The following is a 14748-nucleotide window of genomic DNA, read 5'->3' on the forward strand; positions in this document are numbered from 1 at the left end:
CTCACTCGCAGGAGCGGAATACATGGTGCACTACTTGCGGGGGCAGGATGGGGTGGTCGTTGGCCACCTCTGAAGGCAATCAAAAGGCTTGAAGCCTGAGTGTTTGGCATATACAATAAGGGATATACACACAGGAGGGCCTTATGCCAGTTCCTAAAGTGACTCCCCGACCACGCGAAGTAAAACTGTTCTGGAACAACCGCAGTACCGGCCAAGCGCATCAACCAACGGTTCTTCGATCCCTCCTGTTGCACGCGGTCTGGCAGACCTTGTTCCACTCCGGTTGCAGTTGCGTGGAGATGAGTCCTTCAGGCCCTTTTCAAGAGGCAGTGCGCTGGCCTTTATCGCCGCACGTCGTGGCGAGGCTCTTGTGGAAGGGTTGCGGGGTCTTGCTGAGCCCCTCTCACTCGCAGGAGCGGAATACATGGTGCACTACTTGCGGGGGCAGGATGGGGTAGTCGTTGGTCACCTCTGAAGGCAATCAAAAGGCTTGAAGCCTGAGTGTTTGGCATATACAATTAGGGATATACGCACAGGAGGCCATTATGCCAGTTCCTAAAGTGACTCCCCGACCACGCGAAGTAAAACTGTTCTGGAACAACCGCAGTCAGGCAGTGCGGATTCCGGTTGAATTTCAAATGCCAGGAGACCGGGTGCTGATCCGCCGTGACGGTGAGAAACTCGTTCTGGAGCCAGTGAAAACGCCTTCTACGCTGAAGGAGCTTCTCATGGCATGGCGTGAAGAGCCGCAGCTCAGTCCCGAAGATGATTTTCCTGATATTCAGGACGTTGCCGCCACACCGGAAGATATTCTGTGAGCACCTATCTTCTTGATACCAACATCATCAGTGATCTGGTTCGCAATCCTTCCGGCTTATGTGCGCAACGCATTGAGCTTATCGACCCCGGCGATCTTTGCACGGTAATCCCCCCATAAAAAGAGTGACTTTTGAATGAGAATTTTCTCAGCGTAAGAATTGAGGAGCCACCTATCTTCTTGATACCAACATCATCAGTGATCTGGTTCGCGATCCTTCGGGCTTATGTGCGCAACGCATTGAGCTTATCGACCCCGGCGACCTTTGCACCAGCATCATTGTGGCTGCTGAGTTGCGTTATGGATGCGCAAAAAAAGGCTCTGCGAAGTTGTTAAACCGGGTTGAGAGCGTGCTGGAGTTTATCCCTGTGCTGCCATTCGATATTCCTGCTGACGGTGAATACGGTGGCATCCGTGCCGAACTCGAAGCCGCAGGGCAGACGATCGGCATGAATGATCTGCTGATCGCGGCTCACGCCTACACCCTCAAGGCGACCCTGGTGACGAACAACACACGTGAGTTTATGCGCATCCAAGGCTTGAAGGTTGAAAACTGGCTGGAGGATGGGACGTGACTGTCTTTTGCCCCTGAAGAAACAAACGGTCAGCATAACAAGAAGAACTAACCAGACTGTCTGAAAAGATGACGGTTTTACAGACAAAGGAGCGTCAGGTGCCGAGAGAGGTTTATCAGCCAGAGACGATTGTCTCTATGACTGTGGCGGAAGATGAGGCTGAAGCACAATTCGGCAGTCTCATGAAAGCAGTCCGGAGAGAAAAAAATTTCGATCCCTCTTTGCCCCTGACCATCACTGTCGAGCAAAAACCAGCGGGTTATGCGAAGTCCTTGGAAGAGTGCTATCACGTATCCTTGAAAATAGTGGCTTTGCTGGGCGCCAGGGTTTCCGGGATTGAGCCTCACGATCCGAAGCACGAAGACAGTTCAGACGTTCTGTGGCTGTCAGGGCATCCGGAGACGGAATTGTCTGCCGGACGCGCCATCTTCGTGACCCCCGACACATCCATGGAAAAGCACTGGATGATTGACGATTGCAACGTGAGCAAGGTCGGCAGGAATGGAACATACTGGACCGTTACAGTGCCTGGGTCAGAGGTTATCGGCATCGTGGAAAAGCTCTACGGCGGCAGTCCAGTTTGCGAGAGAGGTATGTCATGAATCTTGCCCGTGCAATCATGATCCGCAAGGAGCGGAAACGGCAACGCAGAGAAGGTGCATCCCGACGAGAGAGGCTGTCTGTCTCACCTTTGCTGTGGGACACCCTTGCAGCTGATCGGCAACTCCAGCGGACATGGAGGGCAGAAGGGGTGCCATTTTGGAAGCGGCTGCTCAGGGCATTCATAATTCAGGGCTAAAACCCATCTGAAGGTTGGTCGGTCGCATCATGGCCAGCCAACATCACACTATGAAAACGACAGACACCCCCTCTTCTTCCGAACGCCCAGCTCTACGGCTTTCAGGCCGCCGACTGTTCCAGTGTCTCATGGTGTTGGGCTGGACAGAACGTCTCGCGGCCGAGAGATGCGATATGCATCGCACACAGTTTCGACGTGCCATTGCCGGGACATCGTCATTGCCTCCAGATCTCTCAGCATGGTTGCTCGATCTGGAAGCTGCAATTCTAGCGCGTCCCTCACCCCGTAAACGATTGCATGACCCGGCTTTTCAGGAACACAGCCTGATCACCGTCTGAACCACAAAAAAAGCCGCCATAGGGCGGCTTTTCTGTGGGACAGAACTGATGCAGAAGACGCTTTCAGTGTCCAGAGAGATAGGCTTTGGCAATCACCATGCCCAACGTCACTGCTTCAGCTATGGTGAGGCCGACTGCTTGCCTGCGTTGGATAAAGCTATTGCTGGCTTCATATTTTCGCCCACCCGTGAAGATGAGCGCAGACGCCATACAGGGCAGGAGCAGTAACGCAAGAAGATCCATGTTGGCCTAATGCCCGAAAACGAATCCTAGCTTCCCGTCATCCATTACGTAGGGCGTACATGTGTTCCCCGGATGAACCTTAGCATAGGGTTTGACATATTTGGCTGGAACCCATCCAGTCTTGAATGCAAGGTTCATGCTCTGAACATAGCCATTCGTTTCTGGAACGTTCGTGGCTACGGGTAGAACACCAAGCGCTGGTGCTATCATCGGCGCTCCATCGCGAGGCTCAGTCTGGAGCGGGATGGGATGATCAAAATTCATCATGACAGAATCAGGCGCATCAAGCGCCATACAGACAGATCCCGATACCGGCTTGATAGGCTTATGTTCTGCAGCCATCACGATTACAGGCGTCATGTGCAAGATCGCCATTCCTAAGGCGAGACGTAGATGTTTCAGTGTCATGCTGTCTTATCCTACGAGCTGAGAATTGGAGAACTGGCGGCGGAGCCCATCTTTGCGGCGATGGAAGATTTCCACTGACCGACTGTTTCACCTGATGAGATTCCGTTGCTAGCAAGCTGGTTACTGGGAACATAACTGGACATCAATGCGCTGTCATTCGCAGTAGCGATTTGCGCGCCTCTCTGTGGGCCGAAATTGTAATAGGCTCGTGTGTCTAGGGCGGTTGGGTTGCTTATCCCAGCATTTTGAAGCGATGTTGCAGCATCCTTGAGATATTGTGCTGCAGCAACCGCCTGTGTGGCCGGATCTTGCTGGCCAGAAACGCCCGTGTTGGTGATACTGGATGCAAGGCTAGGGTTAGAGGCCAACGCTTTTTGCAGAGCTTCATTGTAGGTGCCGTTCGACATTTGAAATGCACCAGTAATGGATGAGTTGCCATTTGCTGTATAAACGTTACGACATCCTGACTCGACAACGCACGTCGCCGCCAGAGCATCTGGGTTGACCCCAAGGGTGCTGGCATTTTGGGCTGCTGCATATCCCCATGACTGGGAATACATCGATTGCAGAGCATCCGTACTGCTGCCGTTTGTTGTGGTTGTAGAGACTACGGACCCACTTCCACTAATCTGCTGTGTTGTTGAGGAGGTCGGTGGTGTCCAGCCTCCCATCCCAACTTCCTGATAGGTTGCATTGACCGTTGGCGGCAGACCTGCAGGGACATTGACGGTCTGTGCCAATGCAGGATAAATAAAGAAGGAAGAGCCAAGCACAGGCCAGACCTTCCATGCGGATCGTCTCTTTCTCACGAGCATCTCCTCTGGTTGCGATGCAGTGATTTTTCCCCATCATCATGCGACGGAATTAAAAAAAGAGAGGGTAGGGAAAGTGTGTCCATTATGGTCACACTTTCATGGAAGACGCCCCAGAACGAAACCGATGAGAACAAGCACCATTCCCCAGAAAATGATGAGGCCAGTGGATCGCCATTGATACCGGTCGGCGATCAATTTTGCCCGCCGACTGATCTCAGGTTGCAAGGATTGGAAAACCTTGCTGACGACATCCAGAATGCGTTGCTCAACCATCCGTTCGTTGATCTGGTTCAGCGCCTTCGCAGCATCCACACCGTCCTGCAAGGTCAGCTCGATTGAGCGGCGTTCTGCTTTAACCAGGACGAGAGCCTCATTCAGGCACATGGGCATCGCTTCGAGTGTGCGGTTTTGTGCCTCTAGCACGGCCAGTATGGCCAAGAAGAAACGCCCGTTCGCAGTATCCGGCCTGACAGTGAAGTGCTGAAGCGCATGCTTCAGCTCCTCAATTGCCTGCGCGGGAGTGGGTGGATTGTCCGGCTGTCTGTCGTTTTTCTGACTCATGGCTACTCAAAGTCTTTCGGGACAGGCAGACCTTTGGGCATGTCGGGAAGGAGGCTAGGGTCAATCTGTGCAAGAAACTCGGGAAAAGAGCGATGAAACCAGACTTCTGCGCGCATCCGGTCAAAAAGACCGCTGGGTGGATGGCCCTCGACGTTCTTGTCATCAATGAAGTCTGCGTAGGACATGCGGCGGTCCGTGATTTCGTCCATACCGTCCAACTCTGGCAAGAAGTAAATTCCGCCATCGTCATCTGACGCATCTACCGTGGCGTTCATGACTGCCGGTGTCTGACGGATTTTGTCGAAGTGGCTGTTGTTTGTGTAACCCAGCGGCAGCAAGCCACGGTTCATCACGATGATGCTGTGGCCGGGAAGGAAGCGCCGTTTCTCCTGAAGATCCTGCAGATAGTCCGCGTCAGCCAGTTCTGTGCCGAGCATATAGACCACAACGACCTTGATCCCCAGTTTGGACAGTTGCGGCACAAGAGGGGTGCCGTTGATGATTTCGTGGAAGGCCGTCCATCCGCCGCCGATATCGAGTATCACGTCCTTCTGTCGCTTCACCATGCCTTCGATCTGTTGCTCCAGCCAGGATTTCTGTTCCTTGAGATTGCCGGTAGCAGGTTTCTTTGCATTGGGATGGAAGTGCGAGATGGAGTGGGAGACATTCAGGTGATCCGTGTTCCAGACCTCCACATCGCCTCCTTGACGTGTAACGGTTTCAGTCAACGCATTCAGGAAAACAGTCTTGCCAGTGCGCTGCCGACCAACCGCAGTCAGGAGCACGGGGGGGTTTGTACGGGCAGGCTTGGCGGGTTTGGCCTGAGCTGGGTCCACTTTGGTTGCAGTCATTGAATCGTCCTCTTCTGGTAAGGCTCTTCTCAGTAAGGAGTGTGCCGTTCAGAAGGATTTCATCGTGTCATCATGCGACCAGATAGGATTTCTGGAAAAAAAATTCAAAAAGCCCGCTCAGTCAGAATATTGTTCTTCTTCTCTCTCACGAGGCGATTTGAATTCCAGCTCTTCGTCGGGAACATCCTCACCAGCAAGGAGGCGGTCATAAATGGCCCGTCTTTGCTTGATGATCTCCCGCAGCCCTGGGAGTTTTGCTTCCCCTTCCTTTGCAAGCATTGGAGCACCCTGACTGTCGTTCAGCCGGATCTGTTCTTTTGCCATCGTGAGGTCGAATTTCGCCTGACCAAGGGTGAAGCGGGCTTTGTCTATTTTCTCCTTCATAGTCTTGGAGGCGTTGGCCGGCAGTATGTCGCGCTTGACCGTCAAAGCCTGACTTTGTGGTGCTTGCTGGACGGGTTGAGCGTCAGGTTGGGTTATCTCCACGAATTCTGGTGTCCAGTCAGATGGCAGACGGCTGGGCATGATGGGCCTGTCGGCAACTCGGTCGGCTACGTCATTATTGCTCCTTGGTTGGGTAAGCTTACTAAGCGCCAAACAGACACGTTTCCATTTCCACTGAATGAGTTTGCGCCCAGGACGATCCGATACGATTGAGATCCCGTCTGCTCGGGCTGCTTCAGCTATTTCCTCCCAACTAATGTTGTCATCTCTCGCCTGGCGGATCGTTTCGTGATGCTCGAATAACCATCGATAGAGCTTACCAGCCCGGCAGGATGCATGTTGTTTCATCGTTCGGGCTCGGAGTTTTTCTATACCTTTTGACACGTTGCTCTCCTCCTTGTCGGAGAAAATTGCCTGCGATGATGCGACGAGAAAGCTCTTCACAAGGAAGAGGCCCCAACATCGACCTCATCTAGACCTAGCTCTGACCATTGATCTGCCCCTGCATTGACCTAACTTTCGACCTCACTCTGACCTATGATCTGTCCACACTTTGACCACACATATTTCAGGGCCTTCATACACCATTGCACCCTCAGTGCGGCGGCTTCGCCGCCAGGATTGGGCGAACGGAGAAAGGATGCCATTACTAATGGCTACCTTTGTGCTGAAACTTGGTTGCCAGAAATGATTCACTCGACTTGAATTTGCGGTTCACTACGTAAAATCAGTTAGGATGCCGGATAGTGGATTTGTGTATTTTCCGTCGCATGATGACACGATGAAATCCCTTCTGAACGGCACACTCCATACTGAGAGGAGCCGTACCAGAAGAGGACAATTCAATGATTGCAACCAAAGATGAGGTAACAAAGACAGGAACGATTGAGGCTTTGCCTATATTGACCTTCGAAGCAGCTTCAATTCGATCCATACAAAAGGACGGTCAACGGTGGTTTGTCGCTATGGATGTTTGCCTCGCTTTAGGACTCTCTCGTTCGAGAGCCGCTGTTTCTAGATTAGACGATGATGAATCTGCCTTCGTTTTGATCCCAACGGCTGGTGGGCCACAAAAAACCCATATCGTGAGCGAGAGTGGCGCGTATCATCTCACGTTTGCTTCCAGAAAACCCGTGGCCAAGAAGTTTCGGCGTTGGGTGACGGAAGAGGTCTTGCCACAGATCCGTCGCACGGGAGAATACCGGCCTGATGCAGGTGCGCAGGCCGACAATGGCTCACCCAAGCTTGAGATCAGCGCGGCAGATCTGCGTCTTCTGGCGGAGTTGAAAGAGGGTGATATCTATCAAGCAACCCGACACCTGGTGACCCGCATGAACGGAAAGTTCTCCGTTGAAAGAGCACTAAGCGAGGCCAAACGCCCGTGGTCCTATGATCTGGATATTCTGGAACTCATTCATCTGGTGAAGCTTGTGCAAATCAGTTGGTTTGCTCTTGGACAGAATAGTGAGAGGTCTGACCAAATGCGCCAGTATATGTGCCGTTTGTCAGCTGTGATGCGGCTACTTGATGATAAGCTGGGTACGGGTCCCTACTTTGAGCCGGTAACGTCTGCATCATCAGTAAGGTCATAAATTCTAGCATCGTGAGACTGGAAGGTAAGCTCTTGTAGTCAGGTTGTTAAATCTACTATCTTCCAGTCCACCATTACTCATGTTGGGACATCAGATGAACAGCCAGGACTTGATTGAACGTATTGTTGCTACAACGGATATTCAGAAGAAGGATGCAAAAGCGGTTTTGGAAACCGTTTTTGCTGCGATCACTGAGGCTGCCAGCAAAGGCGAAGAAACAACCATTCCTGGCTTTGGAAAATTTGTTGTGCGCCACACTGCCGAGCGCAAAGGGCGTAATCCGCAAACGGGCGCTGATCTGGTGATTCCTGCATCCCGTAAACTCGCCTTTACGCCAGCAAAGGCCGTCAAGGATGCTCTGACGGGAAAATAAGACCATCCGTGGCACCACAGAAGCGGCGGAATGATCTGGTGTTGTCAGATGGAGAGTTCCTGCAACTTCCTCTTTTTCCGGATGCCGTTTCTTTGGTGCGCATATCTCCACCTTGCAACATGTGGCGCTACTATGATCTTTCCATTCAACCGGATCTGTTCGGTGGCGCGGTGCTTATCCGCCGATGGGGCAGGATAGGGGCTCCCGGAAAGGTAAAACATGACCCTTTCCCAGATGCCGGCGCTGCAGCCAATCAGCTTGCGGTTTTATTCCGCAAAAAGCTCAAGCGCGGTTATATCGTGCGATCTTGACTGTTCTTCTTATCTGGGAAGTCTATATCCAGCAGGTTGTAACCAGATGCGGTGAGGTATTGTGGCACAATTTCTTTCAGGCTTAGTTTTCGTTTGTAGGGTGTTTACGGCTGCGATGACTATCTGCACCGGTGACAATTCGTGAGACTGTTCCAGGACTGATCCCGTAGTTCTGGGCTATTGCTTTTAACGTTTCCCCATTTTGACGCCGACGCACTATTTCATGTCTCTGTTTTTGTGTGATGACTGCCGGGCGACCCATTTTGACACCTAGTCGGGTCGCACGTAAGCGCCCTTCCGCAGTACGTGTTCTGATCAGGTCACGCTCAACATCGGCAAGTTCCCCCAATACAGCCAGCATCAGACGACGCAGTATCCGCCCAGGGTTCTGCTATGGAGCAGAATTGTGCTCCTTTCTGAGTGATTTCTTTGACAATTCCGAAGAGATCAAAGGTGCTTCTCGCCAGACGGTCAATGCGGGTGACAACATCGGTCTCACCTTTTGATAGGCTCTTGAGCAGTTTCTGGAGCTGGATGCGCTCTGCGTCAGCCCCACTTGCTTTTTCTCGGAATATTTTCGTGCAGCCATAATCTGTAAGAGATTGAATCTGCATGTCCAGTGTCTGACCGATTGTGCTGACACGAGCATACCCAATTTTATGAGACACTGTTTGCCATCCTGAAGTGACGATGGCCAAGGCATAACGTAGGTTAAAAGTGTGCGCAATTCCTGATTTGCGCAAACGCCGGGGGTGGCAATTTACAGATTCAACTACGAAGAAATTGTTTATATAGGTGAAACAAAAAATGCAACATCAAAATAAATAACGTTAGAAAAATATTGTCTTGATTGTTTTGCGCAAATCAGGAGTTTGGAGAATGGCAACAACAATCAATAAAAGTGGTATATGGGATTATTCTACAGACCACGTTGATAGTATTATTCTTGATGGTACATCTTCACCCATTACTCTTCAGATCAATACTGGGACGACTAGCTGGGGTGAAGGTGATAATGCCGGTTCAGCATTTACAGCGAGTGCAATTACTGTTGAAGGTAATGTAACTCTCGCCGGGAATGGCTATTTAGTGGATCATGGTGACCTTACCAATAACGGCTCGCTAACAATAACTAATCCTAATTTTTCTGTTAATGGAACATTATCAGGAAAAGCGGTTACGATTAAAGACGGTGGTGCTTTAACTGTGGGCACAGTCACGGCTCCAGTTTCTTTTGGTTCCTCGCCATCTAATCCTGATCTCTACAATACTTTGAAAATAACAAATAATAATCAAGTCCTGAAGGTTGAAAACCTTTCACCGCGTGATAAAGTTATTTTTGATGATGGTAATACATCAACTTTACATTTAAGTGATGATGGTACTCAGATACTTGATCAGAGTGGTACCGTTAAAGCCAATGTGACATTGGCAAAAGGTTACGATGCTTCCGATTATCACTTTGACGGAAATACATTAACAGTCACATGCTTTTTGACAGGCAGCATGATCCGCACATCCAAAGGGGATGTCGCCGTTGAAGACATCCAGATTGGTGATAAGCTCGTTGCATTTGATTGGAAAAACAATAAGGACATCGTGCGACCCGTCGTCTGGGTTGGTAAGGCCCGTGCCGTTGTCCAGCCTGAACTCCATGACGATGAGGCCGGCTGGCCTGTGCGTATCCTCAAAGACGCGATTGCTGATGGTGTACCCTATAAGGACATGCTGATTACTGCTGAGCATTGCCTATTCTTTAGAGATCGGTTTGTACCTGTCCGTATGCTGGTCAATGGTGTCTCCATCTTCTACGATAAATCCATTACCTCCTACGACTACTATCATGTCGAAACTGAACAGCATTCCGTCATCACTGCTGATGGCATGTTGACCGAAAGCTATCTCGATACAGGTAATCGTGCGTCCTTCCGTCAGGCATGCAAGATTGCTACATTGCGAGGTGCAGTAAAAAGTTGGGAAGATGATGCCGGTGCCCCGCTGGGCGTGGAGCAGTCCTTTGTGGAACCACTGTTTCGTGCTCTGGAATGGCGTGAAAATAGTGTGATGGGATGTCAGATACCCGACCATAATGCAGAATTGACTAACGATCCGGACTTACATCTGGTGACAGATAAAGGAGGCGTTGTGCGTCCGATGCGTAAGACGGCACAACACTACAGCTTCATGTTGCCGCCTGATACCCAGTCTGTTCGTATCGTATCCCGTGCTAGCCGCCCAGCAGACGTGATTGGCCCGTTTGTGGATGATCGTCGCTCCATGGGTGTTGCCGTTGCGGATGTGCATCTTCAGTGTGCCAAACGACAGTTTGATATCACGGCACATCTTCAGGAGGAAAAGCCTGCAGGGTGGTACGATACCGACTGGACAGACTGCGCATGGACCAATGGTGATGCAGAGCTGCCGCTAGGAGATCACCTGATCCATGGAAAAATGGGCATCCTCTCCATGACCATCCGTGCTGCAGGTCCTTATCTGCTCGACACAAAGAAAAACTCTGACATGAAGTTGCAGTCTGCCTAACAGTATCTGCATAGTCTGAGTCGTAAAGAGAGGGCTTTCCTGGGATCGGGAAAGCCTTCTTTTTTCTTTTCTGTCGCATCATCATTCCTGATCCTGAGGCTTCAATTTCGGGTCTACAGGATAGAATGTGATGACAAAGCCTTCGGAACCAACAACGGCAGAATGGCGTGCTCACGTTGATGAGCAGTTTGATGCGATCCATGAATCACTGCGTGCTCTGCATCAACGCCAGACGCTCATACTCGAACTGCTGACCCCAGAAGAACGAGAGGGTCCATCGCTGGATGATCTGCTGGCGCGAATTGTCACCCTCATAGCCGACCAAAGACCTGTTCTTCGCCGCATTGACCATACCACAGGCGCATCGCTGGATCTTCTTGAAGGACGTACGCCACGTTCTCACCCGGATGCAGCGGGAGAGGAAGGTGCAGAGGAATGATGACCTTTCGGAAAATCTCGGCGGCCTGCAGAGGGCGGATAATCTCTAATTACTATCTACAGGATATTCCTGATCCTGAGAGTGACTGCCGTCTGGATCCGACCAAGACGCCTGACAGCGACGGCGCACGTTTGACAAATTATTATACCGGTCGTGATGGTCGTGCGTCCTGGCGTCCAGATATGCCGTGGCGGGCTGCTGAGGCATTAGGCATTGACCGTTTCAAGCCTCCCACCCGAGAACAGCTTTCCCGTCTCTATGAAGCCAAACGGGCTGACAATGGAGAGGAGTGGTCGGCGCACCAGCGCAAAATTAGCGCCTATGATCTGACATTGGCCCCTCATAAGTCCGTCACACTGGCGGCAGAGTTTGCCGAAACTGATGCAGAGCGCGCCGCTATCTGGCATGCAATGCAGATCGCTAACGACGAAACAATGCGGTATGTTGCCCGTGAATTGGGACTGGCCAGACGGGGCCGGGGAGGGAAAGACGGCGCTGAAGAAGGTCATGTGACATGGGTGACTTACCGCCATACAACAGCACGCCCAACAGTCGAGGCGTTAGACCCTGAGAGCAATCAGACCTACCTGATTGATACGCCGGCTGGTGGTGATCCTCATGCCCATTTTCATAACACGATGTTCAACATGGTTGTTACAGACGACGGTCATGTTGGCTCTTTGGACACAAAACAGCTCCGGTCCCGTGTGCATGAGTTTGGTGCCTACTTCCAAGCTATTCTTGCTCAGGAATTGCGTAAAATTGGCATTGACCAGACGTATGACGCCAATGAACAGGCGACCGTCGTCTCCGCAGTACCTCAGGAGATTTCGGATTTTTTCAGCAAAGGTCGCCGCAACGTCCTGAAAGCTGCTCAGTCCTACGCCTCGGAACAAGGTCTAGAATGGGACCAACTGTCAATTGAGCGGAAGCAGAAGATGCTTTCTATGGCAGGACTGGCTGCTCGTTTGGGTAAGGATCTGGACGCTGACGACCACGATATCTGGAAGCGACAGGCCAAGGAGCTGGGTTGGGTTGATCAAAGCCTGATGGGACCGGAGATCGATCCGGGGTTAGATCGCCACCAGAGGCTTGATCAGGCATGGCGTTTCGTTGCCAGACATCTTGGTGAGGAATTTGAAACAGCCGCAGTTATCGATCACCAGAAACTGCGAACCTATGCCGCCCGTGGTCTTATAGCGACCGGTATTGAAGGCGGAATTTCTGACATAGATGACGTGGTTGATCTGACGGAAAAACGCGGTATTGAGGTTCGTGGCCAGAAGGTTCAACTCGTTATTAAGATGAAGGGCGAGCGTGAGCGTGTCACACATACTGAGCAAATCAGACTGGAAGAAGATCTCGCCATTCATATTGCTCGTGCTGCATCCGATCGGAGCGGGGCTCTCGGAAAAGAAGCCATTGAGGATGCGATTGCCCGCTCAGGTCTGGACTTTACCTCGGAGCATGGGCAGGCGCAGCGTAAAGCCGTTCATACCTTGGGGCAGAGCGGTAGGATAGCGATGCTTACGGGGGTTGCTGGTGCCGGCAAGACCACCCTTCTGAAGCCTCTTGTGGACGCATGGCGCAATGATACAGAGGCCAACCCATCAGGACGGCGCATCATTGGTGTGGCCAATGCGTGGCGCCAGGCCGATGCCATGAAAGATGCTGGTATTGAGGAAACCTATGCGCTTTCCCCATTTTTGGCCCGTATTGATCGGGGCGACCTCACGTTGGATGAGCATACCGTCATAGCTCTTGACGAAGTCGGGCAAGTGGCGCCGCGTCAGATGCTACGACTGCTTGAGCTGCAGCGTGATACGGGACTGACTTTACGTATGATGGGTGACAGAGAACAGGCACAGGCTATCGAGGCCGGTGATGCTCTTGAAATAATCAAGAGAGTGCTGGAGCCTGATGATCAGGCCGAACTCCTGTCCACAGTACGTCAGAAAACTAAGCGCAATCGTGATATTGCGGCTCTTTTTCGCGGTGAAGAGCCTAGTGATGAGCAGCTTAAAGCACTTGAGACCAAGGGCAAAGCCGTCGCCGCCGAGACTGATGAGGACCGTGATGATGACATCAGAAACCGTTTCCATACCGAGGAAGTCAGGCAGGCCATCGAGATGAAGCGCCAGGACGGCAGCATCAGTTTGGTCACAGGAGACCATCAGAATGTTCTGGAGACCATCGCTCAACACTACGTGTCCCGTAAAGATGCTCTAAAGGCCCAAGGCCCCAAGGCTGATGGGTCATTCAAGACGATCACCATGTCAGCGCTGACGAACAAAGATGCTGCTGATCTCAGTCTTGCGGTACGCCAGGTCTTGCAGAAGCGCGGTGATATTGGTGCAGACCAAAAGATCATCAAAGCCATTGATCAGCGTGGCGAAGAGTATGACATGGCTCTTGCTGCTGGAGACAAGGTGCGACTGTATCGTCGGGTCTGGGGGCTTGTTGGAGATAAGCGCACCTGGGTAGGGAATAACGGAGATATCTGTGAGGTTCTCAGTGCATCTGACAAAGGGCTGAAATTGAGGCTCGCGGATGGGCAGGAAGCACAAGTGGAATGGCGCCGGCTATCAGATCCTCGCTCAAATCGTGTTCTGTTGGGATTTGGTCATGCCATGACAATTGATGCCGCCCAAGGTCTGACCTCTGATGAACATATCAATGCCATGCCGCGCGGTGTCGATCTGGCGACGGGGTTTACAACTTATGTGGCGGAAAGTCGTGCCCGAGGAACAACCTGGACGATGATATCTGATGGTGCGACCTTTGAGGCGGTCAGGAACGGTCGCGCACTGGGGGATCAGGAACCTATCACGAGTGACCAGTTGTGGGATTATGTTGCTAAAAAAATGGCAAATAAGCCCTATAAGGCTTTGGGTATGGATCTGCCTTTTCGGAAGAAAAAAGATCGAGACAAGAGAGTCCGTGAACTCATTGAGATCGGCCGGAAAATAGAGAAAGCCCGTATTGAGGGCCGGGATATTGGTCGTGAGAACCAGATGGCGCTAAGAGGCCGCCAGATTAACGCCGCACATCCCGACTTGATTAGGCGGCTTGATAGTGAATTAAAGAAAATACTGGAACAAGCTCCCGAAGTGATGAGCCGTCAGGAAAAAGATATTCGTCATCAATACGCAAAAATCGTGACTATGAAACCTTCCGGCCAATCATCTCCCTCTGTGTCCTGAAACTTGCACCAGGCTTTGCTGATGTCATAATGACCTTGTAAAGCCTTGGCATAAAGGAAGCCCTCATGCTCTTTCTGGTTTTGTTCGTTTTCTTAGTGCTATTGGGTTTGGGCGTGGGCATTCTAGGCAAAATTGCTCGCATTGAGGATCCGGCATCGTCAGTATCAACATCACCTGTGTGATCTGCAGTAAGGGCAACTCTGTTCCCAAGACGAGATATGACTGCCGAGGAACTGGATCATCAAGCTGAGCTTGCGAATATCAAAGCAGATGCCGGAGCGCGTGAGTCCGTTATCAACGTGATTCAGGTGGCCGGTTCGTCCAGCCATAAGACTTAGAACGAGTTATTCAGCTTCCTATGAATGTGAGCCATAGTCTGAATATCAGATTAGGGCCTGTTAGGGCTTGATCCAGTCTGCTGCGGCAGCGATGTGGATG

At 51.5% G+C, this 14748-nt stretch carries 18 protein-coding genes and 1 pseudogene; 11 read left to right on the plus strand and 8 right to left on the minus strand.

What is annotated here, in order from left to right; genetic code table 11:
* The first annotated feature begins 545 nt into the window (after nt 1-545).
* The 5 genes and pseudogenes from APA10_RS09335 (at nt 546) to APA10_RS14600 (ending at nt 2529) form a co-directional block, all read left to right on the plus strand.
* Nucleotides 546-818 (plus strand): antitoxin, encoded by a 273-nt coding sequence (locus APA10_RS09335; protein ID WP_035367588.1) that lies wholly within the window; start codon nt 546-548, stop codon nt 816-818.
* Nucleotides 815-937 carry a PIN domain-containing protein gene (locus tag APA10_RS15495; RefSeq protein ID WP_276325081.1) on the plus strand — a complete coding sequence of 41 codons (123 nt, stop codon included), beginning with the start codon at nt 815-817 and terminating at the stop codon, nt 935-937. Before APA10_RS09335 ends, APA10_RS15495 begins: the two co-directional genes overlap by 4 nt.
* Before the next feature lie 65 nt (nt 938-1002).
* Nucleotides 1003-1392 (plus strand): annotated as a pseudogene (locus APA10_RS09345) (PIN domain-containing protein); the annotation flags it as partial.
* A gap of 68 nt (nt 1393-1460) precedes the next feature.
* Nucleotides 1461-1994, plus strand: coding sequence for a hypothetical protein (locus tag APA10_RS09350; protein ID WP_035366195.1), 534 nt, complete (start codon nt 1461-1463; stop codon nt 1992-1994).
* Between the two features lie 247 nt (nt 1995-2241).
* Nucleotides 2242-2529 carry a hypothetical protein gene (locus APA10_RS14600; RefSeq protein WP_003630486.1) on the plus strand — a complete coding sequence of 96 codons (288 nt, stop codon included), beginning with the start codon at nt 2242-2244 and terminating at the stop codon, nt 2527-2529.
* A gap of 63 nt (nt 2530-2592) precedes the next feature.
* Here the strand turns inward: APA10_RS14600 and APA10_RS09355 are convergent, their stop codons facing one another.
* From APA10_RS09355 to APA10_RS09380, 6 genes are all read right to left on the minus strand, one after another.
* Entirely contained in the window at nt 2593-2772 is a 180-nt protein-coding gene (locus tag APA10_RS09355; protein ID WP_003630485.1) for a hypothetical protein, read from the minus strand.
* A gap of 6 nt (nt 2773-2778) precedes the next feature.
* A complete protein-coding gene (locus APA10_RS09360) occupies nt 2779-3132 on the minus strand; it encodes a hypothetical protein (protein WP_089041174.1) in 354 nt (117 codons plus the stop codon).
* 59 nt (nt 3133-3191) lie between these two features.
* Nucleotides 3192-3995 (minus strand): hypothetical protein, encoded by an 804-nt coding sequence (locus tag APA10_RS09365; RefSeq protein WP_003630484.1) that lies wholly within the window; start codon nt 3993-3995, stop codon nt 3192-3194.
* Between the two features lie 96 nt (nt 3996-4091).
* Nucleotides 4092-4556: a hypothetical protein gene (locus tag APA10_RS09370; protein ID WP_003630483.1), complete on the minus strand. Its 465-nt coding sequence runs from the start codon at nt 4554-4556 to the stop codon at nt 4092-4094.
* A gap of 2 nt (nt 4557-4558) precedes the next feature.
* The gene (locus APA10_RS09375; RefSeq protein WP_003630482.1) at nt 4559-5407 is read right to left on the minus strand and encodes a hypothetical protein; all 849 of its coding nucleotides are present in this window, start codon (nt 5405-5407) and stop codon (nt 4559-4561) included.
* A 117-nt stretch (nt 5408-5524) separates the two neighbouring features.
* Entirely contained in the window at nt 5525-6295 is a 771-nt protein-coding gene (locus tag APA10_RS09380) for a hypothetical protein (protein WP_003630481.1), read from the minus strand.
* Between the two features lie 401 nt (nt 6296-6696).
* On the opposite strand from APA10_RS09380, the gene APA10_RS09385 reads away from it, so the two are divergent.
* From APA10_RS09385 to APA10_RS15420, 3 genes are all read left to right on the plus strand, one after another.
* Nucleotides 6697-7443 carry a BRO-N domain-containing protein gene (locus tag APA10_RS09385; protein ID WP_003630480.1) on the plus strand — a complete coding sequence of 249 codons (747 nt, stop codon included), beginning with the start codon at nt 6697-6699 and terminating at the stop codon, nt 7441-7443.
* Nucleotides 7444-7537: 94 nt separating this feature from the next.
* On the plus strand, nt 7538-7816 hold the full coding sequence (locus APA10_RS09390; protein ID WP_035366198.1) for an HU family DNA-binding protein: 279 nt from the start codon (nt 7538-7540) through the stop codon (nt 7814-7816).
* Between the two features lie 8 nt (nt 7817-7824).
* Complete coding sequence (locus APA10_RS15420; protein WP_003630478.1) at nt 7825-8127, plus strand: WGR domain-containing protein; 303 nt, start codon at nt 7825-7827, stop codon at nt 8125-8127.
* An 82-nt stretch (nt 8128-8209) separates the two neighbouring features.
* Here the strand turns inward: APA10_RS15420 and APA10_RS15550 are convergent, their stop codons facing one another.
* The gene (locus tag APA10_RS15550; RefSeq protein WP_307718999.1) at nt 8210-8488 is read right to left on the minus strand and encodes a helix-turn-helix domain-containing protein; all 279 of its coding nucleotides are present in this window, start codon (nt 8486-8488) and stop codon (nt 8210-8212) included.
* Nucleotides 8454-8795 (minus strand): recombinase family protein, encoded by a 342-nt coding sequence (locus tag APA10_RS15555; protein ID WP_003630476.1) that lies wholly within the window; start codon nt 8793-8795, stop codon nt 8454-8456. The genes APA10_RS15550 and APA10_RS15555 overlap by 35 nt, the downstream gene beginning before the upstream one ends.
* Nucleotides 8796-9006: 211 nt before the next feature.
* Here APA10_RS15555 and APA10_RS09405 point away from each other — a divergent pair, with 211 nt between their 5' ends.
* The 3 genes from APA10_RS09405 (at nt 9007) to mobF (ending at nt 14310) form a co-directional block, all read left to right on the plus strand.
* Nucleotides 9007-10668, plus strand: a complete 1662-nt coding sequence (locus tag APA10_RS09405) for a Hint domain-containing protein (protein ID WP_003630475.1) — start codon at nt 9007-9009, stop codon at nt 10666-10668.
* Between the two features lie 130 nt (nt 10669-10798).
* The gene (locus APA10_RS09410) at nt 10799-11107 is read left to right on the plus strand and encodes a hypothetical protein (RefSeq protein WP_035366192.1); all 309 of its coding nucleotides are present in this window, start codon (nt 10799-10801) and stop codon (nt 11105-11107) included.
* On the plus strand, nt 11104-14310 hold the full coding sequence (gene mobF / locus APA10_RS09415) for a MobF family relaxase (RefSeq protein ID WP_035366191.1): 3207 nt from the start codon (nt 11104-11106) through the stop codon (nt 14308-14310). Before APA10_RS09410 ends, mobF begins: the two co-directional genes overlap by 4 nt.
* Nucleotides 14311-14748: the final 438 nt, after the last annotated feature.

The organism is Acetobacter pasteurianus subsp. pasteurianus LMG 1262 = NBRC 106471, from assembly GCF_000285275.1.
GTDB classification, from domain to species: Bacteria; Pseudomonadota; Alphaproteobacteria; order Acetobacterales; family Acetobacteraceae; genus Acetobacter; species Acetobacter pasteurianus.

Coding starts and splice junctions, on each gene's coding strand:
- APA10_RS09405 (WP_003630475.1), top strand. CDS start 9,007: ATGGCAACAACAATCAATAAAAGTGGTATATGGGATTATTCTACAGAC.
- APA10_RS09410 (WP_035366192.1), top strand. CDS start 10,799: ATGACAAAGCCTTCGGAACCAACAACGGCAGAATGGCGTGCTCACGTT.
- APA10_RS09390 (WP_035366198.1), top strand. CDS start 7,538: ATGAACAGCCAGGACTTGATTGAACGTATTGTTGCTACAACGGATATT.
- mobF (WP_035366191.1), top strand. CDS start 11,104: ATGATGACCTTTCGGAAAATCTCGGCGGCCTGCAGAGGGCGGATAATC.
- APA10_RS14600 (WP_003630486.1), top strand. CDS start 2,242: ATGAAAACGACAGACACCCCCTCTTCTTCCGAACGCCCAGCTCTACGG.
- APA10_RS09350 (WP_035366195.1), top strand. CDS start 1,461: ATGACGGTTTTACAGACAAAGGAGCGTCAGGTGCCGAGAGAGGTTTAT.
- APA10_RS09335 (WP_035367588.1), top strand. CDS start 546: ATGCCAGTTCCTAAAGTGACTCCCCGACCACGCGAAGTAAAACTGTTC.
- APA10_RS09385 (WP_003630480.1), top strand. CDS start 6,697: ATGATTGCAACCAAAGATGAGGTAACAAAGACAGGAACGATTGAGGCT.
- APA10_RS09370 (WP_003630483.1), bottom strand. CDS start 4,556: ATGAGTCAGAAAAACGACAGACAGCCGGACAATCCACCCACTCCCGCG.
- APA10_RS09365 (WP_003630484.1), bottom strand. CDS start 3,995: ATGCTCGTGAGAAAGAGACGATCCGCATGGAAGGTCTGGCCTGTGCTT.
- APA10_RS09360 (WP_089041174.1), bottom strand. CDS start 3,132: ATGACGCCTGTAATCGTGATGGCTGCAGAACATAAGCCTATCAAGCCG.
- APA10_RS09375 (WP_003630482.1), bottom strand. CDS start 5,407: ATGACTGCAACCAAAGTGGACCCAGCTCAGGCCAAACCCGCCAAGCCT.
- APA10_RS15550 (WP_307718999.1), bottom strand. CDS start 8,488: ATGCTGGCTGTATTGGGGGAACTTGCCGATGTTGAGCGTGACCTGATC.
- APA10_RS09355 (WP_003630485.1), bottom strand. CDS start 2,772: ATGGATCTTCTTGCGTTACTGCTCCTGCCCTGTATGGCGTCTGCGCTC.